The 23,211-nt window shown below is 72.1% G+C and carries 20 protein-coding genes; 10 read left to right on the top strand and 10 right to left on the bottom strand.

The window, feature by feature from the left end; translation table 11 throughout:
* Nucleotides 1-387: 387 nt before the first annotated feature.
* The 6 genes from ACLQ20_RS19505 (at nt 388) to ACLQ20_RS19480 (ending at nt 6,731) form a co-directional block, all read left to right on the top strand.
* The gene (locus ACLQ20_RS19505) at nt 388-1,992 is read left to right on the top strand and encodes a protein kinase family protein (RefSeq protein ID WP_151455435.1); all 1,605 of its coding nucleotides are present in this window, start codon (nt 388-390) and stop codon (nt 1,990-1,992) included.
* Nucleotides 1,993-2,035: 43 nt separating this feature from the next.
* A complete protein-coding gene (gene sigM, locus ACLQ20_RS19500) occupies nt 2,036-2,821 on the top strand; it encodes an RNA polymerase sigma factor SigM (RefSeq protein ID WP_425857100.1) in 786 nt (261 codons plus the stop codon).
* Nucleotides 2,818-3,930 (top strand): hypothetical protein, encoded by a 1,113-nt coding sequence (locus ACLQ20_RS19495; protein ID WP_358118801.1) that lies wholly within the window; start codon nt 2,818-2,820, stop codon nt 3,928-3,930. Before sigM ends, ACLQ20_RS19495 begins: the two co-directional genes overlap by 4 nt.
* Nucleotides 3,931-4,107: 177 nt before the next feature.
* Nucleotides 4,108-5,061: a thioredoxin-disulfide reductase gene (gene trxB, locus ACLQ20_RS19490; protein ID WP_327030040.1), complete on the top strand. Its 954-nt coding sequence runs from the start codon at nt 4,108-4,110 to the stop codon at nt 5,059-5,061.
* A 32-nt stretch (nt 5,062-5,093) separates the two neighbouring features.
* The gene (gene trxA, locus ACLQ20_RS19485) at nt 5,094-5,417 is read left to right on the top strand and encodes a thioredoxin (protein WP_151452747.1); all 324 of its coding nucleotides are present in this window, start codon (nt 5,094-5,096) and stop codon (nt 5,415-5,417) included.
* A gap of 150 nt (nt 5,418-5,567) precedes the next feature.
* Entirely contained in the window at nt 5,568-6,731 is a 1,164-nt protein-coding gene (locus ACLQ20_RS19480) for an N-acetylmuramoyl-L-alanine amidase (protein ID WP_151452748.1), read from the top strand.
* A 58-nt stretch (nt 6,732-6,789) separates the two neighbouring features.
* Here ACLQ20_RS19480 and ACLQ20_RS19475 read toward each other — a convergent pair whose 3' ends face one another.
* Nucleotides 6,790-7,455 carry a GNAT family N-acetyltransferase gene (locus ACLQ20_RS19475; RefSeq protein WP_132235474.1) on the bottom strand — a complete coding sequence of 222 codons (666 nt, stop codon included), beginning with the start codon at nt 7,453-7,455 and terminating at the stop codon, nt 6,790-6,792.
* Nucleotides 7,456-7,749: 294 nt separating this feature from the next.
* Between ACLQ20_RS19475 and ACLQ20_RS19470 the strand changes: the two genes are divergently transcribed.
* Together ACLQ20_RS19470 and ACLQ20_RS19465 are read left to right on the top strand one after the other, a co-directional pair.
* Nucleotides 7,750-9,063, top strand: coding sequence for a PLP-dependent aminotransferase family protein (locus ACLQ20_RS19470; RefSeq protein WP_151452749.1), 1,314 nt, complete (start codon nt 7,750-7,752; stop codon nt 9,061-9,063).
* 7 nt (nt 9,064-9,070) lie between these two features.
* Nucleotides 9,071-10,069, top strand: a complete 999-nt coding sequence (locus ACLQ20_RS19465) for a D-alanine--D-alanine ligase family protein (protein WP_425857094.1) — start codon at nt 9,071-9,073, stop codon at nt 10,067-10,069.
* A 185-nt stretch (nt 10,070-10,254) separates the two neighbouring features.
* On the opposite strand, the gene ACLQ20_RS19460 is transcribed toward ACLQ20_RS19465, so the two are convergent.
* The 9 genes from ACLQ20_RS19460 to rpmH form a co-directional block, all read right to left on the bottom strand.
* Nucleotides 10,255-10,992: a hypothetical protein gene (locus ACLQ20_RS19460; protein WP_425857092.1), complete on the bottom strand. Its 738-nt coding sequence runs from the start codon at nt 10,990-10,992 to the stop codon at nt 10,255-10,257.
* Between the two features lie 1,571 nt (nt 10,993-12,563).
* A complete protein-coding gene (locus tag ACLQ20_RS19455; protein WP_327030044.1) occupies nt 12,564-13,625 on the bottom strand; it encodes a ParB/RepB/Spo0J family partition protein in 1,062 nt (353 codons plus the stop codon).
* Nucleotides 13,626-13,652: 27 nt separating this feature from the next.
* On the bottom strand, nt 13,653-14,957 hold the full coding sequence (locus ACLQ20_RS19450; RefSeq protein WP_425857088.1) for an AAA family ATPase: 1,305 nt from the start codon (nt 14,955-14,957) through the stop codon (nt 13,653-13,655).
* 277 nt (nt 14,958-15,234) lie between these two features.
* On the bottom strand, nt 15,235-16,155 hold the full coding sequence (gene rsmG, locus ACLQ20_RS19445) for a 16S rRNA (guanine(527)-N(7))-methyltransferase RsmG (protein ID WP_425857085.1): 921 nt from the start codon (nt 16,153-16,155) through the stop codon (nt 15,235-15,237).
* 5 nt (nt 16,156-16,160) lie between these two features.
* Nucleotides 16,161-16,751, bottom strand: a complete 591-nt coding sequence (locus ACLQ20_RS19440) for a protein jag (protein WP_425857082.1) — start codon at nt 16,749-16,751, stop codon at nt 16,161-16,163.
* A gap of 214 nt (nt 16,752-16,965) precedes the next feature.
* Nucleotides 16,966-17,952, bottom strand: coding sequence for a membrane protein insertase YidC (yidC, locus tag ACLQ20_RS19435; protein WP_151452754.1), 987 nt, complete (start codon nt 17,950-17,952; stop codon nt 16,966-16,968).
* 3 nt (nt 17,953-17,955) lie between these two features.
* The gene (gene yidD / locus ACLQ20_RS19430) at nt 17,956-18,195 is read right to left on the bottom strand and encodes a membrane protein insertion efficiency factor YidD (protein ID WP_207914193.1); all 240 of its coding nucleotides are present in this window, start codon (nt 18,193-18,195) and stop codon (nt 17,956-17,958) included.
* A 44-nt stretch (nt 18,196-18,239) separates the two neighbouring features.
* Complete coding sequence (rnpA, locus tag ACLQ20_RS19425; RefSeq protein WP_132235457.1) at nt 18,240-18,656, bottom strand: ribonuclease P protein component; 417 nt, start codon at nt 18,654-18,656, stop codon at nt 18,240-18,242.
* 36 nt (nt 18,657-18,692) lie between these two features.
* Nucleotides 18,693-18,830, bottom strand: a complete 138-nt coding sequence (rpmH, locus tag ACLQ20_RS19420; RefSeq protein ID WP_088959667.1) for a 50S ribosomal protein L34 — start codon at nt 18,828-18,830, stop codon at nt 18,693-18,695.
* Between the two features lie 633 nt (nt 18,831-19,463).
* On the opposite strand from rpmH, the gene dnaA reads away from it, so the two are divergent.
* Nucleotides 19,464-21,296 carry a chromosomal replication initiator protein DnaA gene (gene dnaA / locus ACLQ20_RS19415; protein ID WP_425857077.1) on the top strand — a complete coding sequence of 611 codons (1,833 nt, stop codon included), beginning with the start codon at nt 19,464-19,466 and terminating at the stop codon, nt 21,294-21,296.
* 762 nt (nt 21,297-22,058) lie between these two features.
* Complete coding sequence (dnaN, locus tag ACLQ20_RS19410) at nt 22,059-23,192, top strand: DNA polymerase III subunit beta (RefSeq protein ID WP_151452757.1); 1,134 nt, start codon at nt 22,059-22,061, stop codon at nt 23,190-23,192.
* The last annotated feature ends 19 nt before the right edge of the window (nt 23,193-23,211 follow it).

Below are 23,211 nucleotides of genomic sequence, written 5' to 3'. Positions count from 1 at the left end.
GGGGATGCGCCTGTGGATAACTCCGCGATTCGCCGCTCAGGCACCGAAAGGGCCTGTGGATAACCAGCCGTACGGCTGAGCATGGCGGTCCGGTCGGGGGGAACCCGGCTGCGTCGGCGCGGTCGCCGCAACGGCCGGCCCCCTCCCTGCGGACGCTTGCGGCCAACCTCTAGATTGGCCAGTACATGTGCCAGCAACGTGGCTGACAACGGGAGCAACCGGACAAGTCGGCCGCCTGCCGGCAGCTCGGCCCGGGAGCGGCGCGAAGATGACATGTCGGGGAGACGGCCAACCCGGGTAAGGTCGCTCTCGACGGGTACGGCAGGCGCCGGCGCTCCGCGTCGACACCGGTCGGCCGGTTCCTTCGAAGGCAGAGCGGGAAGCCACATGCCCAGCAGCGCGGGTCCATCGATCGACACGATCACCGAGGGAGGACGGGTGACCCAGGTCGGCGAAGGTCAGGAGGCGGAGGAGAGCGCTCCTCAGGTCATGACCTTCGGTGCTCCCACGGCCGGTGAGATCCTCGCCGAGCGTTACGAGCTGGTCGAGCACATCAACAACGACAGCGCGGGTCGGCTGGTCTGGCGCGGGGTCGACGTCATCCTGCGCCGTCCCGTCGCGGTCGTGCTGCGCTACCCGGGTGGCGACTCGGCCACCGAGATGCTCCAGGGCGCCGTCGCGGCCAGCCGTGTCATCCACCCCAACCTGGTCGGCGTCTACGACGCGATCGACGAGGCCGAGCGGGCGTACGTGGTGCGGGAGTGGGTCGACGGGCAGTCGCTGCGCGAGCTGGTCACCGACGGGCCGATGGACCCGGCGCGCGCCACCACCATCGGCAACGCGGTCGCCAGCGCCCTCGCCGCCGTGCACGCCACCGGCATGGTGCACGGCAACGTCCACCCCGGCACGGTGATGATCAGTGACGACGGCCGGGTGGTGCTGGCCGACGCGCGCACCGACGGCGCCGACAGCCAGCAGAGCGACGTCCGCGCGATCGGCGGGGTCCTCTACTTCGCCCTGACCGGGCACTGGCCGCACGCCGAGGCCCCGCTGCGTGGCGCCACCGCCGGCCACGGCCGGGCCGCCATCCCCGACGCCGTACGCGACGCGGCCGGCGCGATCGCCGCCCCCCGGCAGGTGCGGGCGGGCGTGCCGGCGTACCTCGACGACCTCACCATGGACCTGCTGGACGCCGAGATCGAGCCGCCCTCGTCGGACGTGCTCGCGGCCGAGCTGGCCCGGCTGGACGTGCCGGCCGACGAGCAGTTCCTCGACAGCGCCGGCCCGCTGCGCTTCGCGGCCGACACCGGCGAGGAGCCGTCGCCGCTCGCCGCCGCCGGCGGACGCAAGGTCGCGATCGGCATCGCCAGCCTGCTGGCGGTCGCGCTGGTCGGCCTGCTGATCGGCATCACCGCCCTGGGCGGCGGTGACGACGACCCACAGACCAACCCGGTCGCGGCGCCCTCGTCGAACGCGCCCGCCGGCGACGCCACCCCGGCCGCCATCACGGCCGGGCCGCTGAAGATCAGCACCGCCCGGATCATCGACCCGGAGGGCGACCGGACCGAGGTCCGCAACGCCGACAAGGTGTACGACGGGGACGAGGACGAGGGCTGGGAGACCCAGACCTACCGGGGGCGCGCCAACTTCGGCAACCTCAAGAAGGGCATGGGCGTCTGGATCGACCTCGGCGGCGAGCACACGGTCAAGTCCGTGCAGGTGCTCCTGTCCGCCCGGGGCGCCTCCGCCCAGCTCTACGCCGGCACCACCGACCGGCCGTCGTCGTCCTCCGGGGACGCCCAGCTCTTCGCGGACTACAGGAAGACCGCGATCGGCCAGCCGTTCGAGGAGCACGAGGGCACCAAGATGACCTTCAACGGCTTCAACGCCGACCAGAAGTACCGCTACCTGCTGTTCTGGATCACCGAGCTGCCGTCGAGCGACGGCGGCTACAAGCTCGGCGTCCAGGAGATCACGGTCCAGGGGTCGTGAGGCGGCCACCGCGCTCCGGGCACCGCATCCGCCGGACGTGGTGATGGGCGTACGCGGCGAACGGGTGACCGGTGGACCGGCGGGTCCGCCGGTCTCGTCGTCGGTGCCACCGTCCGGGCCGGCGGACCTCGATCTCCTGCACGCCCACGTGGCCGGCGACCCGCACGCCTTCGCCGAGCTCTTCCACCGGCACCGGGACCGGCTCTGGGCGGTGGCCCTGCGTACGCTTGGCGACCGCGAGGAGGCCGCCGATGCCCTCCAGGACGCCCTGCTCTCCGCCCACCGCGCCGCCGGGCGGTTCCGGGGCGACTCGGCGGTCACCACCTGGCTGCACCGGATCGTGGTGAACGCGTGCCTGGACCGGATCCGCCGCCGCCAGGCGCACCCGACGGTGCCGCTGCCGGACGGCGTCCGGGACACCGATTCCGGCACCGGGGGCGTCGAGCCGGCGGCACCCGTCCAGGACCACGACACGGCGCTCGTGGTCCGGCAGGCACTCGCCGATCTGCCGCCCGAGCAGCGGGCGGCGCTGATCCTGGTCGACGTGCAGGGTTACCCCGTGGCCGAGGTGGCCCGGATCCTCGACGTGGCCGAGGGGACGGTCAAGAGCCGGTGCGCCCGGGGCCGGGCCCGCCTGGCGACACAGCTCGGGCACCTGCGCCCCGGCAGGCAGAAGACGGAGCCGCAGGCCACCCCGCAGCGGGCGGAGCCGGCCCCGGCGACGGGCCCGAACGTGCCGGCCGTCACCCGAGGGAACCCGCGGTCGCCCGAGGGCGTCCGATCGGGGTCGGGACGGTCCCGGCGGGATCTCCACCAGGAGGACGCGTGACTGCCGGGGGGTACAGGGAGGTCGACCACGACCTGCTCGCCGACTACCTCGGCGGGGCGCTGGACGGCACCCCGGACGAGGATCTCGTCGCCCGACTGGTCGACGAGGACCCCGGCTGGGCGCAGGCGTACGCGCTGCTGGCCCCGGCCGTGGCGGACGTCCACGCGGACCTGGCCACCTGGGGCGCGTCCGCACCCGAGATGCCGGCCGACGTCACCGACCGGATCGTTGCCGCCCTGGCCCACGCCACGGCGTCCGACCCCGGCACCACGTCCGACCTCGCCATTGCGGACTCCGCAGGTCCGGGCCGATCCGAGCCGGGCCGGTCGGGGCCCGGCCGGGTTGAGCCGGGCGGCCGGGGGGCGGGGGACGACGCGACGTCCGCCGAGGAACGGCCGGCGGAGGGTCAACCAACGGTCAGAACAGGCATCGGGGCGGTGCCGGCACAGCCGCTCGGCGGGTCCGGGAGACGTCCTGCCGGCGTACCCCGGTCGGAGCCGGGCCGCAGCGGGGCCACCGGGCCCGGGCGACGACGGCGCCGCTGGTCCCGGCTGGCCGGGCCGGTCGCGCTGGCCGCCGTGTCGATCGCGGCGGTCGGGCTCGGCGTCGACCAGCTCACCAGGGACCAGCAGATGGGCGGCGCCGCGGACACGGCGTTGCCCGCGACGACGAACCGTGAGGACGCCGCCCCCGCCGCCACGCCCTTCCGGATCGCCGGCGAGCCGTCGGTGCGCAGCGGAACGGACTACACGCAGGAGTCCCTGGCCGCCCTTCCGTCGTCGCCGAAGGCACGGCCGTTCACCGGCGGCCCGCCCGGGGAGCAGCCCGGCGTCCAGGCGGAGGGCGGGCGGCTGCCCGGCTCCGTCACCGGGCTCGACCGGCTCACCGACCCCGCCGCGCTGGGCGCCTGCATCGCTGAGATCAAGGCCGAGCACGGCAACGGTCCGCTGGTGGTCGACGTGGTCGACTACGCCCGGTTCCAGGGGCGTCCGGCGCTGATCGTGCGCTTCACCGACGCCACGGGAGCGCACTGGGCCTGGGCGAGCGGGCCGGAATGCGGTGTGCCCGGGTCCGGCTCGGACAGCCGCTACCGCACGCGGGTAGGGTGAATTCGCGGTCACCGGCCGTTTGGCCGTCCACGTGACCTGACCCACCGGATGACCGGCTCGGGAATCCCCGGTTCGTACGATGACGTTCTGCACATCGAAGTGCCGGCACCGAGCGGCGTCGGCATCGGATCGGCATCGGTGCGCGCCGATGGCGAACAACACAATCGGGAGACGGCAGTGGACGAGGTCCGCAACCTGATCATCATCGGCTCCGGGCCAGCCGGTTACACGGCGGCGGTCTACGCGGCGCGCGCCAACCTCAAGCCGCTCATCATCGAGGGCGTGCAGTCCGGCGGTGCGCTGATGACCACCACCGAGGTGGAGAACTTCCCCGGTTTCGCCGACGGCATCCTCGGCCCCGAGCTGATGGACAACATGCGCAAGCAGGCCGAGCGGTTCGGCGCGGAGTTCCTCACCGACGACGTGACGCGGGTCGAGCTGAAGGACACCGGCAGCGTGGGCTCCGACGCCGTCAGCACCGTCTGGGTGGGCCAGACCGCCTACCGGGCCAGGGCGGTCATCCTCTCCACCGGCTCCGCGTGGCGTCCGCTCGGCGTGCCCGGCGAGCAGGAGTACCTGGGCCACGGCGTCTCGTCCTGCGCGACCTGTGACGGCTTCTTCTTCCGCAACCAGCACATCGTGGTCGTGGGCGGCGGTGACTCGGCGATGGAGGAGGCCAGCTTCCTCACCCGGTTCGCCGACTCGGTCACCATCATCCACCGCCGGGACTCCTTCCGGGCCAGCAAGATCATGGCCGAGCGGGCACTGAGCAACGACAAGATCAAGGTCGAGTGGAACACCACGGTCGAGGAGATCCTCGGCGACGACGGCAAGGTCTCCGGGGTGCGGGTACGCAACACGCACACCGGCGAGTCCAAGGTCCTCGACGTCACCGGCGTCTTCGTGGCCATCGGTCACGACCCGCGCAGCGAGCTCTTCCGGGGGCAGGTGGAGATGGACGACGAGGGCTACGTGAAGGTCCAGGCGCCCAGCACCCGGACCAGCGTGCCCGGCGTCTTCGCCGCCGGCGACCTGGTGGACCACACGTACCGGCAGGCGATCACCGCCGCCGGCACCGGCTGCGCCGCCGCGCTGGACGCCGAGCGCTTCATCGCCACGCTGCAGGGCTGAACAACCGAAACACATCCCGGAGGAGGGTCATAGTGGGAGCAACGAAGTCGGTCACCGACGCGAGTTTCGCCGCCGACGTACTGAAGTCCGACAAGCCGGTTCTGGTGGACTTCTGGGCCGAGTGGTGCGGCCCGTGCCGCAAGGTGTCGCCGCTGCTGGAGGAGATCGCCGGCGAGATGGGCGACCAGGTCACCATCGTCAAGCTCAACATCGACGAGAACCCGGAGACCGCCCGCACCTACCGGGTGATGTCGGTCCCCACCCTCACCGTCTTCAAGAACGGCGAGCCGGTGCAGTCGATCGCCGGCGCCAAGCCGAAGGGCGAGCTCGTCAGGCTCATCGAATCGGCGCTCTGAGCAGCACCGACGCGCGTCGACCCCGTACCCGGTCCGCCGGGCACGGGGTCGACGCGTTTTTCCCGACGTGGGGCACCCGGAGCCCTCGGAACGCATAGCCTCAAGCGGGGGCCGCCCGGCCAGCAACCGTCCGTGCAGAGGGGGTCGTGCGTGCGTCCGATCCGACCCGGTGACCGTGGACCCGCGGTGACCGAGATCCGTACGGTGCTGACCGGCCTCGACCTGCTCGTCCCGACGGCACCGGGCGCCGACGAGTTCGACACGCACACCGAACGGGCCGTGCGGGCCTTCCAGCAGTCGCGTGGGCTCAGCGTGGACGGCCGGGTCGGTGCGGAGACCTGGCGGGCCCTGGACGCCGCCCGCTGGCGGCTGGGCGCCCGCACGCTCTACCACGCGGTTCCGGAGCCGCTCACCGGTGAGGACGTCCGCTCGCTCCAGGAGCGGCTGCTGGAGATGGGGTACGACGTCGGGCGCGCGGACGCCATCTACGGCGTACGGACCTCCAGGGCGGTCGCCCAGTTCCAGCGCGAGGTCGGGCTGACGCCCGACGGCTCGTGCGGTCCGCACACCATGAACGCGCTGCGCCGACTCGGCCGCAAGGTCGTCGGCGGGCGGCCGCAGTGGCTGCGCGAGTCCGACGCCATCCGGCAGTCCGGCCCGGCGCTGGTGGGCCGGACCGTCGTCATCGACCCCGGGCACGGGGGCACCGACCCGGGCGTGGTGGTGCCGGACGGATCGCTGCGGTGGACCGAGGCGGATCTCGTGTACGACCTGGCCAGCCGGTTGGAGGGCAGGCTCGCCGCCGCGGGCGTCCGGGTGCAGCTCACCCGTGGGCCGGCCCAGGAGGACTGCCTGCCCGACGTCGACCGGGCGGAGCTGGCCAACTCGCTCGGCGCCGACGTGTTCATCTCGCTGCACGTAGACGAGCACGTCAACCCGGAGGCCGAGGGGGTGGCGACCTACCACTACGGCACCGACAACGGGGTGACCTCGGCGACCGGGGAGCGGCTGGCCGGGCTGGTGCAGCGGGAGATCGTCGCCCGCACCGGGCTGCGCGACTGCCGTACGCACGCGAAGGCGTGGGACCTGCTCCGGCTGACCCGGATGCCGGCCGTACGCGTCGAGGTCGGCTACCTCACCTCGCCCACCGACCGGGCCCGACTGGTCGACCCCCGGTTCCGGGACAGGGTGGTGGAGGCCGTCGTCGCCGCCGTGCAGCGCATGTACTTCCCCGTCGAGCGCGACGTCCCCACCGGCTCGATCGACGTGAGCGCACTGCGGGCGGTGGTGGCCGCCGGCACGGTCGTCGACTGAGCCGCCTGCCGACTCCCGACCGGGCTCCGCCGCCGGGGCCGGACGCGCCGGCGCGGGATCAGCCGGCCGTCGAGCGGGTGGCCGGGGCCGGACGGACCGGGCGGAGCAGCGTCTCGGGGCTCATCGAGCCGAGCAGCTTCTCCAGCGCGTACTCGACGTCGGACTTCCAGCTCAACGCGGTACGCAACTCCAGCCGCAGGCGGGGGAAGCGCGGATGCGGGCGGACCGTCTTGAAGCCCACGGAGAGGAAGAAGTCGGCCGGGGCGACGCAGGCGCCGGCGGGGTCGGCCGCGTCGCCGAACTTGGCGTCGCCGAAGGCCTCGATCGCCTTGATGCCGCGCTTGGTGAGGTCCCGGGCGACGCCCTGGACCAGCATCCGGCCCAGCCCGCCGCCGGCGAAGGCGGGCACCACGTTGGCCGTCATCAGCAGCGCGGCGTCGGCGGAGACCGGGGAGGTGGGGAAGGCCATCGAGCGGGGCACGTAGGCCGGCGGGGCGTACAGGACGAAGCCGGCCGGCATGCCGTCGACGTAGACGAGCTTGCCGCAGGAGCCCCACTCCAGGAGCGTCTGCGAGACCCAGGCCTCCTTCTCCAGCCCCGGGTCGCCCGCGGCACAGGCCCGGTCCGCCGAGACCGGATCAAGCTCCCAGTAGACGCACTGCCGGCACGGGCGGGGCAGGTCCTCCAGGGTGTCGAGGGTCAAGCTGACCAGACGTCGCGACATTGGTGTATCCCCACATTAGGCTCGGAGGTGAGACCGGCACGGAACGACAACACCGCCTACCTGCCCCCGACGAGCGATCGTACGCCGCAAACGGACGCTGCGGGAGGGGACTCGCGAATGCCTCTCCTTCCGGGGCGCCGGCCGGGGTCCGCGATGTGGACGCCGGTCACTTCGCGGTTACGCCCCTGGCAGACGGCGACTAGGATCGACACTCGGCGTCCCGCGTCGCCATGGTCGCAGGTGTCCCGGGTACGCCGGGGCGGGAGCCACCCGAGCAGCCATCGAGGTGATGTCATGACCGGCACGACGCTCGACGACTACACCGACCGGTACGCCCGCCGCGTACGGGGCATGACCGCCTCGGAGATCCGTGCGCTCTTCGCGGTGGCCAGTCGGCCGGAGGTGGTCTCGCTCGCCGGTGGCGCCCCCTACATCGCGGCGCTGCCGCTCGACGCGGTCGGCGAGATGCTCGGCCGGCTCGGCGCCGAGCACGGCGCCACCACCCTCCAGTACGGCATCGGCCAGGGCACCCTGGAGCTGCGCGAGCGGATCTGCGAGGTGATGGCGCTCTCCGGCATCGACGCCGCCTGCGGCGCCTCCCCGGACGACGTGGTGGTCACCGTGGGCGGGCAGCAGGCCCTCGACCTGGTGGCCCGACTCTTCCTCGACCCCGGGGACGTGGTGCTCGCCGAGGGCCCGACCTACGTCGGCGCGCTCGGGGTGTTCCAGGCCGCCCAGGCGCAGGTCGTGCACGTGCCGATGGACGACGACGGGCTGATCCCGGAGGCGCTGGAGGCGGCCATCGCCGAGCAGGCGCGCGCCGGCCGGCGGGTCAAGTTCCTCTACACCATCCCGACCTACCAGAACCCGACCGGCGTGACGCTGACCGAGCAGCGGCGGGAGCGGGTGCTCGACATCTGCGAGCGCGCCGGTCTGCTGGTGGTCGAGGACGACCCGTACGGTCAGCTGGGTTTCGAGGGCGACGCGCCGGCGCCGCTGCGCGCGCGGCGGCGCGACGGGGTCTTCTACCTCAGCACCTTCTCCAAGACCTTCGCCCCGGGCCTGCGGGTCGGCTGGATCCTCGCGCCGCACGCCGTCCGCGACAAGCTGGTCATCGCCAGCGAGGCGCAGATCCTCTGCCCGAGTGGCTACGCGCAGGCCGCCGTCTCCACCTACCTCGGCACCATGCCCTGGCGCGAGCAGCTCAAGGTCTACCGCGAGGTCTACCGGGAACGGCGCGACGCGATGCTCGCCGCGCTGGACGACCTGATGCCCGCCGGCACTACGTGGACGACGCCGGCCGGCGGCCTCTTCGTCTGGGCGACCCTGCCCGACGGCCTCGACTCCAAGGCGATGATGCCCCGGGCCATCGCCGCCCGGGTGGCGTACGTCCCGGGCACCGGCTTCTACGCCGACGGCACCGGCACCGGCAACATGCGGCTCAACTTCTCGTTCCCGTCCCCGGAGCGGATCCGCGAGGGCGTGCGCCGGCTGGCCGGCGTGATGGAGCAGGACATCGCCATGCGGCGGGTCTTCGGCACGGTCGGCCGCCCCGGAGCGCGGCGCGGGCAGGCCGGCGCGGACACGCCGGGACCCGACTTGGCATGATTCCGGCATGGTTCCCACCGCTGCCGACCGTTCCGTCGTGACCGACTCCGCCGTCACCGCCGACCTGCGGGTGCTGGTGCTCGCCGGCGGGCTCTCCTACGAACGTGACGTCTCGCTGCGGTCCGGTCGCCGGGTGCTCGACGCGCTGCGCGCGGTCGGGATGGACGCCGAGCTGCGGGACGCCGACGTGGCGCTGCTGCCGGCCCTGAGCGCCGATCCGCCGGACGCCGTCGTGATCGCCCTGCACGGCGCCACCGGCGAGGACGGATCGCTGCGTGGCGTGCTCGACCTCTGCGGCGTCCCGTACGTGGGGTGCGACGCCCGCGCGTCACGGCTCGCCTGGGACAAGCCCTCGGCCAAGGCGGTGCTCCGCGAGGCGGGCATCCCGACCCCGGACTGGGTCGCCCTCCCGCACGACCGGTTCTCCGAGCTGGGCGCCGTGGCGGTGCTGGACCGGATCGTCGAGCGGCTGGGGCTGCCGCTCATGGTGAAGCCCGCCCAGGGCGGTTCGGGGCTGGGCGCCGCGGTGGTCCGGGACGCCGCGTCCCTGCCGGCCGCGATGGTCGGCTGCTTCGCGTACGACCCCACGGCGCTGGTCGAGCGGTACGTGCCCGGCATGGACGTGGCGGTCTCGGTGGTCGACCTGGGCGACGGGCCGCGCGCCCTGCCCGCGGTGGAGATCGTGCCCCGCAACGGGGTGTACGACTACGCCGCCCGCTACACCGCCGGCCGGACGACCTGGCACACCCCCGCCCGGCTGGAGCCGGCGGTGGCCGGTGCGGTGGCCGACGTCGCGCTGGCCGCGCACACCGCGCTGGGGCTGCGCGACCTGAGCCGCGTCGACCTGATCGTGGACTCAGCCGGCCAGCCGCACGTGCTGGAGGTCAACGTCTCGCCGGGGATGACCGAGACCTCGCTGCTGCCGCTCGCGGTCCAGGCCGCCGGACTGGACTTCGGCAGGATGGTCGGCACCCTGGTGGCCCGCGCCGCAGCCCGCCACCCCTGACCGACCGGTCCACCGGCCCACCTTCCGGGCGGGGGTTCGGCGCCGGGGTGCCGCCGCCGGCCGTCGCCCCGTCCGGTCCGCCGCCTCGCTTGCCGGACTGGCGGTGACCACCTGGCTCGCCGCGCTGGCCGGGCTGTCCGCTGCGCGGCCACCCGGAGGTACGTCCTCGGGTGGCCGCCCCGGTTCTACGTCTGGCTGCCCGACCGTCCGGCGTCCGTGGCGGACGCCTCGCCCTCCGGCTCCTGCGCCGGCGGGGTCTCCTCGGCGGACTCGATCACGGACACCGCTTCGCCCTCCGCCGGAGCGTCTTCCGCCGGGGGCTGCCCGGTGAAGCTGGAAGGCGCCTGCCACTGGATGCGCGGTGGCTCCGCCAGCGGTCGGCCCCCGAACTCCGCCAGCCAGGCGGCAACCATGGCCAGGTTCTCCCGCCACCGCGCCTCGGAGATGGGCGGCAGGATCGAGTCCCACAGGGAGAGGAAGGTCCCCCTCAGCTGGAGCTGACCGTAGGGCCGGGCGAGGAACCACATGTGCAGGTGCGCCGAGCCGTCGCCCCAGCGGTTGACGTGCACCCGGGCGACCCCGTCGAGGGACCGGATGGCCCGCTCCAGCCGTACGGTCATCACGCCCAGTTCGGCGGCGAGCAGATTCGGCAGGTCGCCGAGGTCGAGATGCGAGCGGGATTCCAGGATCAGCACCATCGGCAGCCCGGTAGGGCGGTCCATGGCGCGTACCCGCCATCGCTCACCCACCCAGATGTAGGCGTCGTCGGGGGCGTTGCAGGCGGTGCAGTCCCGGTTCCCCTCGCCCTTGCGCGGCGGCTCGACCGGGACCGGGTCATCGAGTTGCTTGACACGAAGGTCGCCCTCGAAGGGAAAGGACGGCCACTGGGTGAAGTCCGGAACGGAGGGAGGGGTGTCGTGCACGACGCTGACACTAACCGGTCTCGGCACCGCTGTCCCTACCCGAACGATCGGCCGGACGGCCCCAGTTCAGCCATGACGGGAGGACCGAGAGTGGCTCTGTCCACAGGTATCCACAGGCGCCCACAGGTTGATGAGACGCCGGACACAGGCCGTCATCCACAGGCTGTCACCCCATTTCACGCGGGGTTTCACGTGAAACGAGGGTGCCTGTGGATAACCCCTGTGGATAACTTTCGGGCACGGGAGCACGGATCCTCCGCCGGGGTGGAGTCGTCGGTTCCACGTGAAACGGAGGCACGTCGGGTGGGTTCCGTCATCGCTTCCGCCGCCGCTGGACGCCGTGGTCGGCATCGCCGTGGTTCGGACTCACCGTTGCCTTCAGGATCTTGTCCCCGCTGTCCCAGGTCGTCGCCACGCGAACGACCTGGGCCGTCCACCGCTTCCGCAGCGCGACATGCACCGAACCCCGGCCAGTGCTGCGCCGCCCGGGGACCGCGCCCCGCGCAGGGCGGCAGGCGATCGGAGGCGCGGGCCGGCGTGTGGCGGCGGAAGGCACTCATCGGCGTGCCCGCATAGTTCGACGAGCGTCATGACCGGTTGTCATCCACGCCGGTTCGGTGCGGTGGGAGGGTGCATCGTGTGCAGCCTGTCCGGAGGGGGCCTGGGAGCGGAGGGGTGAACGGACGGAGGTAGGGACGGGCCAGTCCTGATCGGTCAGGCAGCAACCGCCGAGCGACCATCCGAACGCGGTGGACGGCGGCAGCATCGACTTACGCGTGTCCGCAGCGGCCGTGGCCACATGGATGCCGGCTGACACTCGACGCGGGACGCGTCCGGGCTGCCGGGCGGGGAGGGTGAAGAGGCCGGGAGACCGAGAAGCCTCGAACCGCTGAGACAAGCGAGATCAGCCACGCAACGGAACGGCCATTACAACCCGGCCCCCGTGAACAGGCCGTCGGCCGGGCAGGGCACTGAGCGGGCACCTCCCCGCGTCAGCGAGGAGGTGCCGATGCCGGGCCTGGTAGCGACGGGAGGGTCGACTCCCCCCGCCCTCCCGCGGCGCTGAGCGGCCCTGTCGAGCGGGCCCAGCCCTGCGGGTACCGATACCAGCGCCAGCGCCCTCAACGCGCGCTGAGGGCGCTGACGCAGGCACTGAGGGTCGTCGGTGACTCGGCTGTGGTTTCCTCGGCGGCGTTTCCGCTACCGGCTCACCGAGGGGCGCGGCAGGTTCTGGATCCGGTCAGGCTCCTCCGGGCTCAGGGTCCCGCCCTCGCCGTTGCCGACCCACCGCTTCGCAGATCGCAGGCCCGGCCGGTTTCACGTGAAACGGTCGAGGCGGCTCAAGAATCGCCCTGACTTGATCCCGGGTTTCACGTGAAACACCGCCACCGCCCGGATCTCCTGAACGCGCTGATCGAGGATGCGCAACCCGCAACACATGCAACGGCCGCGTGATCCGGGATCACGCGGCCGGCAATGGTGCCATTCGCAACGACGCTGGGCCCGATCGTCACGCCGAGCCCCGTTGCGCAACGCGGCGGCATTGTCCCGCAGGACCGCCGTCCGGGGTGTCAGGCCTCCGGCTCCTCTTCCTGGCCGACGCCGATGAGGTCGACGATCCGCTCCAGGTCGTCGACCGTCGCGAACTCGATGGTGATCTTGCCCTTGCTCCGGCCGATGTCCACCTTCACGCGGGTGTCGAACCGGTCGGAGAGGCGGTCGGCGAGATCCGTCAGTGCGGGAGCGTGCGGCTTCGGACGACGCTTGGCCGTCTCCTTCTTGCTCGTACCGTCGCTCAGGGCCAGCGCGACGATCTCCTCGGTCGCGCGGACCGAGATCCCCTCGGCGACGATCCGGCGCGCCAGCTGCTCCTGCGCCTCGGCCTCGTCGAGGCTCAGAAGCGCACGGGCGTGCCCGGCGGAGAGGATCCCTGCGGCGACCCGGGTCTGGACCTGCGCGGGCAGATTGAGCAGCCGGATGGTGTTCGAAATCTGCGGCCGGCTCCGCCCGATGCGCCGGGCGAGTTCCTCGTGGGTGGCGCCGAACTCGTCCAGCAGTTGCTGGTACGCGGCCGCCTCCTCCAGCGGGTTCAGATTCGCCCGGTGGATGTTCTCCAGCAACGCGTCCCGGAGCATGGCGTCGTCGTGGGTGTCCCGGACGATGGCCGGGATGTTCTCCCGCCCGACGGCCTGCGCGGCACGCCAGCGCCGCTCACCCATGACCAGCTCGTACTTCTCGTCGTCGAGCTGTCGTACGACGATCGGCTGGAGGAAGCCGACCTCCTGGATGGAGGTCTTCAGCTCCTCCAGGGCGTCCTCGTCGAAGACCTGACGCGGCTGCTTCGGGTTCGGCACGATGGCGTCGACCGGGATCTCGGCGAACCGGGCACCCGGCACCGGGCTGAGTTCGGCCTGCGGCTCGGGCTGTGCCACCACCGGTGGGATCGCCACGGTCGGCACCGGGCCGGTGGGCACCGGTCCCGCCGGCGCAGCCGCGGCAGTGTCAGCAGCCGCCTCCACGGGAGCTGGCGACTCCTCTGCGGTGATCGGCTCAACTACGGCGGTCGGCGCCGGCCCGGTCGGGATGAGCGCCCCCAGGCCCCGCCCCAGACCGCCCCGAGGACGGTTCTTCATGCCACGCCTCCCAGCGACTGTTCCGCACTACGCATTCCGGCCCACCGGCTCCTTGACGCCACGCTCGGCGATCTCCTGGGCAGCTTCGAAGTAGCTCGTCGCCCCCCGCGATCCCGGATCGTAGGTCATCACCGACTGGCCGTAGCTGGGTGCCTCCGAGACGCGGACGTTGCGGGGGATGACCGCCTGGAGCACCTTGTCGCCGAAGTGGTTCCGCACGTCCTGCTCGACGGCGTCGGCCAGCCGGGTGCGCCGGTCGTACATGGTGAGCAGGATGGTGGAGACGTCAAGCTTCGGGTTCAGGTGCTGGCGCACCAGGTTGATGTTGTTGATCAGCTGGTTCAGCCCCTCCAGCGCGTAGTACTCGCACTGGATCGGGATTAGCACCTCCTGCGCGGCCACGAGCGCGTTGACCGTAAGCAGGCCGAGCGAGGGCGGGCAGTCGATGAAGACGTAGTCGAAGTGGCCGGGGTAGGCGGCGATCGCCCGGGCCAGCCGGGACTCGCGGGCCACCACCGACACCAGCTCGATCTCCGCGCCGGCGAGGTCGATCGTCGCCGGTACGCACCAGAGGTTGGGGATCCCCTCGACGCCCTGGGCGACCTCCTCCAGCGGCACGCTGTTGATGAGGCAGTCGTAGACGTCCGGCACACCGGTGTGGTGCGGGACGTTCAGCCCGGTGGAGGCGTTCCCTTGCGGGTCCAGGTCGACCACCAGCACCCGGTTGCCGTGCAGGGCTAGCGCCACCGCAAGGTTGACCGTGGTCGTGGTCTTTCCCACGCCGCCCTTCTGGTTCGCGACGCACATGACCCGGGTCCGTTCCGGGCGAGGCATCGTCACCTCGCCACTCGGATTAAGGATCTGCACGGCGCGCATCGCCTCCATAGCCAACGGTGGGTCATCCTCTTCGCGCGTCGGGGTTTCACGTGAAACGTACGCGGCCTCGGCGACGGTGGCTCCGGGGGAGCCGGCCGGGGGCGCGAACGGGTCGGTGACGGGAACGGGTTCGGAAGTCGCGTCCGGCACGGAGTCCGGGGTGGGCTGCTGCGGCACGGCGGACTCGAACCGCGCCGAGGCCGACGGGTTGCGCCGGACGGCAATCACCCGGCCGCCGGCCGAATTGCCGGCCCGCGGCACGTCGGCCGTGGCGCGGATCGCCGGAGGCTCCGGCACGTCCGGCTCGGCGCCGCCCGACCGAACGGCCGCGTCCCCGTCCTGCGGCGGGTTCGTCGGCCCGTCGGGCGACCAGCTCGGGTAGTCGGTTTCACGTGAAACGGGGTCGCCCGCTGGCCCCGTCACGCGTGGATCGTCGTACCTTCCGTCGTCATGCACCTGTCATCCCTGCCCGCTTCGGATGGTCGGTCCGCACCCCGTCAACTGGCCGTACGCGATCGCACCGCGGAGCGTACGGCCCGGCGGGAGCGGCGGGACCGGTGAACGTCCGTTGCCGCCCGCTCCACACTATCGACGCGCAGCCAGCCTACGGCTCACGGGCGCGACCGGTCCACGTCGGGTTCTCATCCTTCCGTCCACCCGTACCGGTTCAACGACGCAACCGCCGGCCGGGAAGCCGGTAGGCGGACATCCCGCGTGGGTGTCCGAGAGGGACTCACCGCCGCCGGGAGCGGCCGCCGCGAGCGCTCTTCGCGGCCTTCGGCCGGGCCGGTCCGATCATCCGCTCCCGCACGATCTCCACCACCGTCGTCGGCGGGTCGATCACTCCCTCGCCGCAGCGGTGCACCTCGGGCTCACCGCCACCGAGTCGGGCCACGGTCTGCGCGTGCTCGGCGATCTCCTCCGCGGCGGACGCCCCCTTGAGCGCGATCAGCCGACCGCCGCGCACGGCCAGCGGCAGGCACCACGTCGAGAGCCGGTCGAGCGGTGCGACGGCGCGCGCGGTGACCACGTCCCCGCTCAGCGGACCGATGCCGGTCGACCCGGTCGCCGCCTCGTCGGCGCGCCCCCGGAACACCCGGACCATCTTCGCCAACCCGAGGTGCTGCACCGCCTCGATGAGGAAGGAGGTGCGCCGGGAGAGCGGTTCGATCAGGGTCACCGTCAGGTCGGGTCGCGCGATGGCCAGCACCAGGCCGGGCAGCCCGGCCCCGGAGCCGACGTCGAGCACCGTCGCGCCCTCCGGGATGCGCTCGGCGACCGCCGCGCAGTTGAGCAGGTGGCGATCCCAGATCCGGGGCGCCTCGCGCGGGCCGATCAGGCCGCGGACCACGCCGTCGGTGGCGAGCAGTTCGGCGTACGCGGCGGCCAGGTCGAGGCGGTCGCCGAAGAGGGTGCGCGCCGCAGCGGCCAACTCCGGCGGCAGCACCGCCACGGCCGGAGAAGCGTCCTCCGCCGTCACGGCCGAGGACAGGGCGTCCTCGGAGGTGTCAGTCGGTGACGGGGCGCCCTCAGGGGCGTCGGTCGACGGCGCGGCGTCGGAAGTCACGGTCGGCTCGGGCCGGACAGGCGACGGCCCGGGCGGCGTGCCACCCGGGCCGTCCACGGCACCGGCCGTGGTGTCGTCGTGGGTCACCCGGGTCAGTCCGCCGGCCGGACGATGATGCGCCGGTTCGGCTCGACGCCCTCGGACTCGCTCTCCACGCCGCTCATCGCGTTGACCACGTCGTGCACGCACTTGCGCTCGAACGCGGACATCGGCTCCAGGCGCACGGGCTCGCCGTGCTCCTTGACCTTCTCCACGGCGTTCTTTGCGACGGCGGCGAGTTCCTTGCGGCGGGTCGCCCGGTAGCCACCGACGTCGAGCAGCAGCCGGCTCGGGGTGCCGGTCTGCCGGAAGACGGCCAGCCGGGCGAGCTCCTGGAGCGCCTCCAGGGTGGCTCCGCGCTGGCCGACGAGGTTCTGCAGCCGGCCGCCGACCACCTCGACGACGGGACGACCGGCCGAGACCAGCTCGTCGATGTCGCCGTCGTAGTCGAGGATGTCGAGCAGGCCCTCGACGTAGTCGGCCGCGATCTCGCTCTGCCGAAACAGCTCGCTCTCGCCGACGGCCTTCTTCTCCCGGGTAACCGACTCCTCGTCGGTCTCCTCGGTCTCGCCGTTCACCGCGGTCGGCTCGGTCCCCTCCTCGTCCAGGGACTCGTCGGCGCGGGGGGTGCTGGTGTCGGTCACGGTCTCATCTCCGTACTCGCTCGGCCGGACCGTCGGGTCCGCTGGTTTCCCGGGGCCGGCGGGAGGTCGCCGGTGCCCACGGGCACGTCTGTCGTAGGGCAGTTTCGCCCGTGGCCGCGCCACGCGCGGCGGTTCCGCCCCGGCGCCGGCCGTACGGCGGCTGCGCGGTGCGGAACGGGCCGCCGCCGGTCTCCCGACGGCGGCCCGGACGTTCTCAGCCCTGCCGTTTGGCGGGGCCCTTCTTCGGGTTGACCGGCTTGGCGCCCGGCTTGGGGCCGGCGACCTTCGGCGCGACCGGCTTGGCCGGGGCCGGGGGGGCCGACTTGGTGCGGCCCAGCAGGCCGCCCGTCTTCGCCGGCTGCACCGGGTTGCGGGACGAGGTGCCCGGCTTGCTGGTGGCGGTGGGCGGCGGCGGGAACTTCCGCAGCACCCACTGCTGCTGCGCGAGGGTGAAGAGGTTGTTGGTGACCCAGTAGATGATCACACCGATGGGGAAGATGGCACCGGAGATGAGCAGCGACAGCGGGATGCCGTAGAGCATCAGCTTCTGGATCATCCGCTGCTGCGGGTCCTCGGCCCAACCGGTCTTCAGGATCATCTGGCGGCTGGTGAGGTAGGTGGTGCCCATCATCACCAGGACGAGGATCCCGGCGATGATTTTCACGGTGGTGCCGTTGGCGCCGAGCCGCGTCAGCTCCTCGGCGGTGGAGCCGAACTTGCCGGCGATCGGGGCGGTGAAGAGCTTCGCGGACGAGGCGCTCTCGAACTGGCTGATCGTCCAGCCGTAGAGGGTCTTACCGGCCTCGCTCTTGTCCGGGTTGAGCCGACGGAGCACGTGGAAGAGGCCCAGGAAGACGGGAATCTGGAGGAACATCGGAAGGCAGCCCATGAGCGGGTTGGCCTTTTCCTTCCGGTAGAGCTCCATCATCTCTTTCTGGAGCGTCTCCCGGTCACCCTTGTGCTTCTCCTGCAGCGCCTTCACCTGTGGCTGGAGCGCCTGCATCGCCCGCTGCGACTTGATCTGCTTGACGAAGACGGGGAAGAGGATCACCCGGACGGTGACCACCAGGAAGATGATGGCGAGGATCCAGGCCCAGTTGGTGCCGATCACCGCCGGATCCGGCACCCCGACGAAGTCCCAGGCCCCGTGCCAGACCAGCAGGATCCACGAAATCGCGTAGTAGATCCAGTCGAGACTCAATTCTCAGGCTCCAGTCACATCGGCGCGGCGGCGGCCGCCCGGCTTCGGCACCGGGTCGTGTCCACCTGGGTGAAAGGGGTGGCAGCGCAACAGCCGCCGGGCCGTCAGGCCAGCTCCCCGGATCGCGCCGTGCACCGCCACCGCCTCCAGGGCGTAGGCACTGCACGACGGGTAGAACCGACAGCGGGCCGGCAGAGCCGGACTTATCCACCGACGGTACGCGATGACGGGCCCGCTCAGCACCCGGGCACCGATCGTCGTCGGCCGGGGCTCGGCCGGTCCGCTGGTCACCGGGACCGCCGCCCGCGGGGCGCCTTCGCCGCGACGATCGCCGCGTCCAGGTCGGCGCCGAGTCGCGGGTACGAGGCGTCGGCCGCGGCGGGCTGCGCGCGTACGACCAGGGTGCTTCCCGCGGGCAGAGCCGCCAGCCGCTCGCGGACCAGGTGCCGCAGGCGACGCCGGACCCGGTTGCGGACCACGGCGTTCCCGACGGCCTTGGACACGACGAAGCCGGCGCGGGCCGGTGCGGAGGGTTGCTCCGCACCGCTGCTCCGCGCCGGCTCCGGCGAGGTTGCTGTCGCGGCGTCGGGGGTTGTCGGCAGACTCAGGTGGACGACGACCGCGCCACGGCCGGCGCGTCGACCACCCCGGACCGCTGCGGCGAAGTCAGTGCTGCGCCGCAGTCGCTGTGCGGCCGCCAGCACGACTGCCCACGTCCCCCGGACCTGACCCGGTCGGCCTCAGGCCGACAGGCGGGTGCGGCCCTTGGAGCGACGGGTCGAAAGGATGGCGCGGCCGGCACGGGTGCGCATGCGCAGCCGGAAGCCGTGGGTCTTCGCGCGCCGGCGGTTGTTCGGCTGGTAGGTGCGCTTGCTCACGTCAGGCTCTCCGTTTTCGTACGCCCCGGGCGAGGGGTCGCCGGGATCGTGTGGTGGTCCAGGCCACCTCGGCGGTGGCCCCCGATCGGTGCTGCCCGGCGGCGCGGAACCTCGGCGATGCGGGGAAGCGACCGCGGACAGCAAGCACCTAACACCCTAGCAGAGGGCGAGAGAGCAGCCGTTCCAGCCTACGCAGGGCGGCAACGACCGTCAAACACCCTCAGCAGGGCGGACACCGGGCCCTCCCGGCGACCGGAGCGGCGGTTTTCGCTGATGTCGACGAGGGTCGCCGCGCGTCGGCGGTTGATGGCGCGCCGACAACGCTGTTACCGTGCCCGATTGCGGTCAGCGTCGAAAGGTCCGGTCGTCGCCGGCGGGCAAGACCGGACAAGGTAGTGAATCGTTCGGCACGGTGAACCCGCTTCAGCGCCCGTTCAGGCAGGGGGCAGGTCCGACCCGCGTCCGGCGGGCGGCCACAATCGGTGCGTACACAGGCTGTGGATAACTTGTGGACGAGGACCGGTCGGCCGTCCGGTGGGTGTCGTTCCACCCGCGCGTACGCGGCGGGCCCGGGACGGCCGACCGGAGAAGACGGCGGCGTCGGCGGAGCAGAGGCGAGGGGGTGGCACGACGGTGACCGGTACGACCGACCTTGCCGCGGTGTGGACAGCAACGACCGACGAGCTCGCCGACGAGATCATCTCCGCGCAGCAGCGGGCGTACCTGCGGCTGACCCGGCTGCGGGCCATCGTCGAGGACACGGCGCTGCTCTCCGTCCCGGACGCCTTCACCCGGGACGTGATCGAGTCCCGCCTGCGCCCGGCGATCACGGAGGCGCTCACCCGCCGACTGGGCCGGCCGATCCAGGTCGCGGTGACCGTACGCGTGCCCGACGACGGTTCCGGCCGCCCGGCGGGGACCGTCTACCGCAGTGTTCCCGAGCCGGGGCCGGCCGACCACGACGGCGGGCCGCCCGGCTACGCCGACGCCGGCTACGACGGGTTGCCCGGGCAGCGCGACGGCGGGGACCACGACGCCGGGCAGTCGCCGCTCATCCCCGAACAGGCGCACCCCCGGCGCCGGCCCGACACGTCGTCGCCGGGCGACGACGGGCACCGGCCGGACGACCGGGACGGGCAGGAGGCCCTGTTCAGCACCGCCTTCGCCGAGCCGCCGCGCCCCGACCGGTCGGGGCCGCTCCGGCACCCGTCCGAGCGCCGGAGCTACGACGAGCAGGCAGCCCGGCTGGACCGGCCGACCGCCGACACCCGGGGGTACGAGCCGCGCTACCGCGAGGACGCCGTCTCCCCCCGGGACCAGCACGTGATCCGGGCGCTGCCCCGCGACACCGGCACGGACAACGGGCCCGGACGGGGTGGCGCGGATCACCGGCCCGGTGGCCGGGACGACCGCCGCATGCCCGGTACTGACGGCGGGGGCAACCGGCTCAACCCGAAGTACATGTTCGAGACGTTCGTCATCGGCTCGTCCAACCGCTTCGCCCACGCGGCGAGCGTCGCGGTCGCCGAGTCGCCGGCGAAGGCGTACAACCCGCTGTTCATCTACGGCAGCTCGGGGCTGGGCAAGACGCACCTGCTGCACGCCATCGGGCACTACGCCACGACGCTGGGCAACGCGCGCTCGGTCCGGTACGTCTCGACCGAGGAGTTCACCAACGACTTCATCAACTCGCTCCGGGACGACAAGACCAGTGCGTTCCAGCGGCGCTACCGCGACGTCGACATCCTGCTGATCGACGACATCCAGTTCCTGGAGAACCGCGAGCGTACGCAGGAGGAGTTCTTCCACACGTTCAACACCCTGCACAACGCCAACAAGCAGATCGTGATCACCTCGGACCGGTCGCCGAAGCAGCTCGCGACCCTGGAGGACCGGCTGCGTACCCGCTTCGAGTGGGGACTGCTCGCCGACATCCAGCCGCCGGACCTGGAGACCCGGATTGCGATCCTGCAGAAGAAGGCGGCGCAGGAGCGCCTCTACGCCCCACCGGACGTGCTGGAGTTCATCGCCTCGCGGGTGTCGAACTCGATCCGGGAGCTGGAGGGCGCGCTGATCCGGGTGACGGCGTTCGCCAGCCTGACCCGCTCGACGGTCGAGCTGGCGCTGGCCGAGGAGGTGCTGCGGGACTTCATCCCGGACGGCGCCGGGCCGGAGATCACCGCCGACCAGATCATGGTCTCCACCGCCGACTACTTCGGGGTGAGCCTGGAGGACCTGCGCGGCCACTCCCGCTCCCGGGTGCTGGTGAACGCCCGCCAGGTGGCCATGTACCTGTGCCGGGAGCTGACCGACCTGTCGCTGCCCCGCATCGGGCAGGCCTTCGGCGGCCGGGACCACACCACGGTCATGCACGCCGACCGCAAGATCCGCCAGCAGATGGCCGAGCGCCGGTCGCTCTACAACCAGATCGCCGAGCTGACCAACCGGATCAAGCAGAACACCTGAGCGACGGCTAACGGACGCGCCCGACCGGACCATCGGTCGGGCGCTTTTTCGTCCTCCACAGCCGGTCCCGGCTTGACCCTCGACATGGTCTAGGCCACAGCATCTGAGCCGTGACCGTCCACCGCCCGGATCGTTGTCCACATCTCGTTGTCCACAGCCTGTGGGAAACTACGGTCCGTCCACCCCCCAGTTACCCACAGGTTGTGGACAAACCCTGGGGACGAGCCTGTGGACGCCTGGGGACAACCGGTTGGTTGTCCACCGAAGACGATCTACCTGTGGGAAACCTGTTGAAGGTTCTGGGGATGACGCCGTCGGTGCGGCTTCCGCCTGTCCACAGGTCTGGGGAGAAAGTCGGTGGATAACCGGTGGATAACCGGTGGACGGCGGTGGACAACTCGGGGGCGCTGGCCGCCTGTGGACCGGGACGCGAGTTTTACCCCGGGTTCTCCACAGGTAAACCACCGGTGGATAACGTGTCTGAGCTGCGCAAACGCGGGTTCTCCACAGTTTGCACAGGTGCGATGAAGATGACGAGTTATCTCTTCTAAGAGAACAAAAACCAATCATCACCGTTGGACTTCCTGTGGATTGGCCGGAACGCCGTCGTGGACGGCCTCCCGGCACCAGGAGTCCACGGGGTCGGGCGCACAGCCGATGCCCACGCGCCCTAAGGTGCGATGGGTACCCGCACGGACAGGCGGGTCGGTAGGCAGCGGTCGGCATGAGAGAGTTGTCGCTGACGTCGACGCGGAGGCATTGATGAAGTTCCGAGTGGAGCGCGACGCGCTCGCCGAGGCCGTGGCCTGGACCGCGAAGAGCCTGCCCAACCGGCCGTCCGTACCGGTGCTCGCCGGCGTGATGCTGCGCGTCACCGACGGCAACCTGCAGGTTTCGGGCTTCGACTACGAGGTCTCCAGCCAGGTGACCGTCGAGGTGCAGGGGGACGCCGACGGCGCCGCCCTGGTCTCCGGCCGGCTGCTGGCCGAGATCACCAAGGCACTGCCCGCCAAGCCGGTGGACATCGCCGCCGTCGGCGCGCACCTCGAGCTGGTCTGCGGCAGCGCCCGGTTCACCCTGCCCACCATGCCGGTCGAGGACTACCCGTCCCTGCCGGAGATGCCGGAGAGCACCGGCACCGTCGACGCTGCCGCCTTCGCCGCCGCGGTCGCGCAGGTGGCCATCGCCGCCGGGCGCGACGAGACGCTGCCGATGATGACCGGCGTACGCATCGAGCTCTCCGGCGGCACGCTGGCCATGCTCGCCACCGACCGCTACCGGCTGGCCCTGCGCGAGATGGAGTGGAACCCGGACGACGCCGAGGTGAGCGTCAACGCCCTCGTGCCGGCCCGGACCCTGCACGACACCGCCAAGGCCCTCGGCCCGATCGGCGGCCAGGTCGTCATGGCGCTCTCCCAGGGCGCGGCCGGCGAAGGCATGATCGGCTTCGCGGGCGGCACCCGGCGCACCACCAGCCGGCTGCTCGACGGCGCGAACTACCCGCCCGTGCGCTCGCTCTTCCCGGCCAGCCACAACGCCGAGGCGCGGGTGCCCGTCAGCACCCTGATCGAGGTCGTCAAGCGCGTCGCCCTGGTGGCCGAGCGGACCACCCCGGTGCTGCTCAGCTTCAGCACCGACGGCCTGGTGGTCGAGGCCGGCGGCACCGAGGAGGCGCGGGCCAGCGAGGCCATGGAGGCCACCTTCACCGGTGACCCGCTGACCATCGGCTTCAACCCCCAGTACCTGATCGACGGCCTGACCAACCTGGGGGCCCAGTTCGCCGTGCTCTCGTTCGTCGACGCCTTCAAGCCCGCGGTGATTTCGCCCGCCGGCGAGGATGGCGAGGTCATCCCCGGGTACCGGTACCTCATCATGCCGATCCGCGTCTCCCGCTGATCGCACCCCGAGAAGACCC

This window comes from Micromonospora sp. DT46 (assembly GCF_049841735.1).
Taxonomy (GTDB): Bacteria; Actinomycetota; Actinomycetes; order Mycobacteriales; family Micromonosporaceae; genus Micromonospora; species Micromonospora reichwaldensis.
Note: the sequence above shows the minus strand (reverse complement) of the source record. Positions and strands in the feature narration are given on the sequence as shown.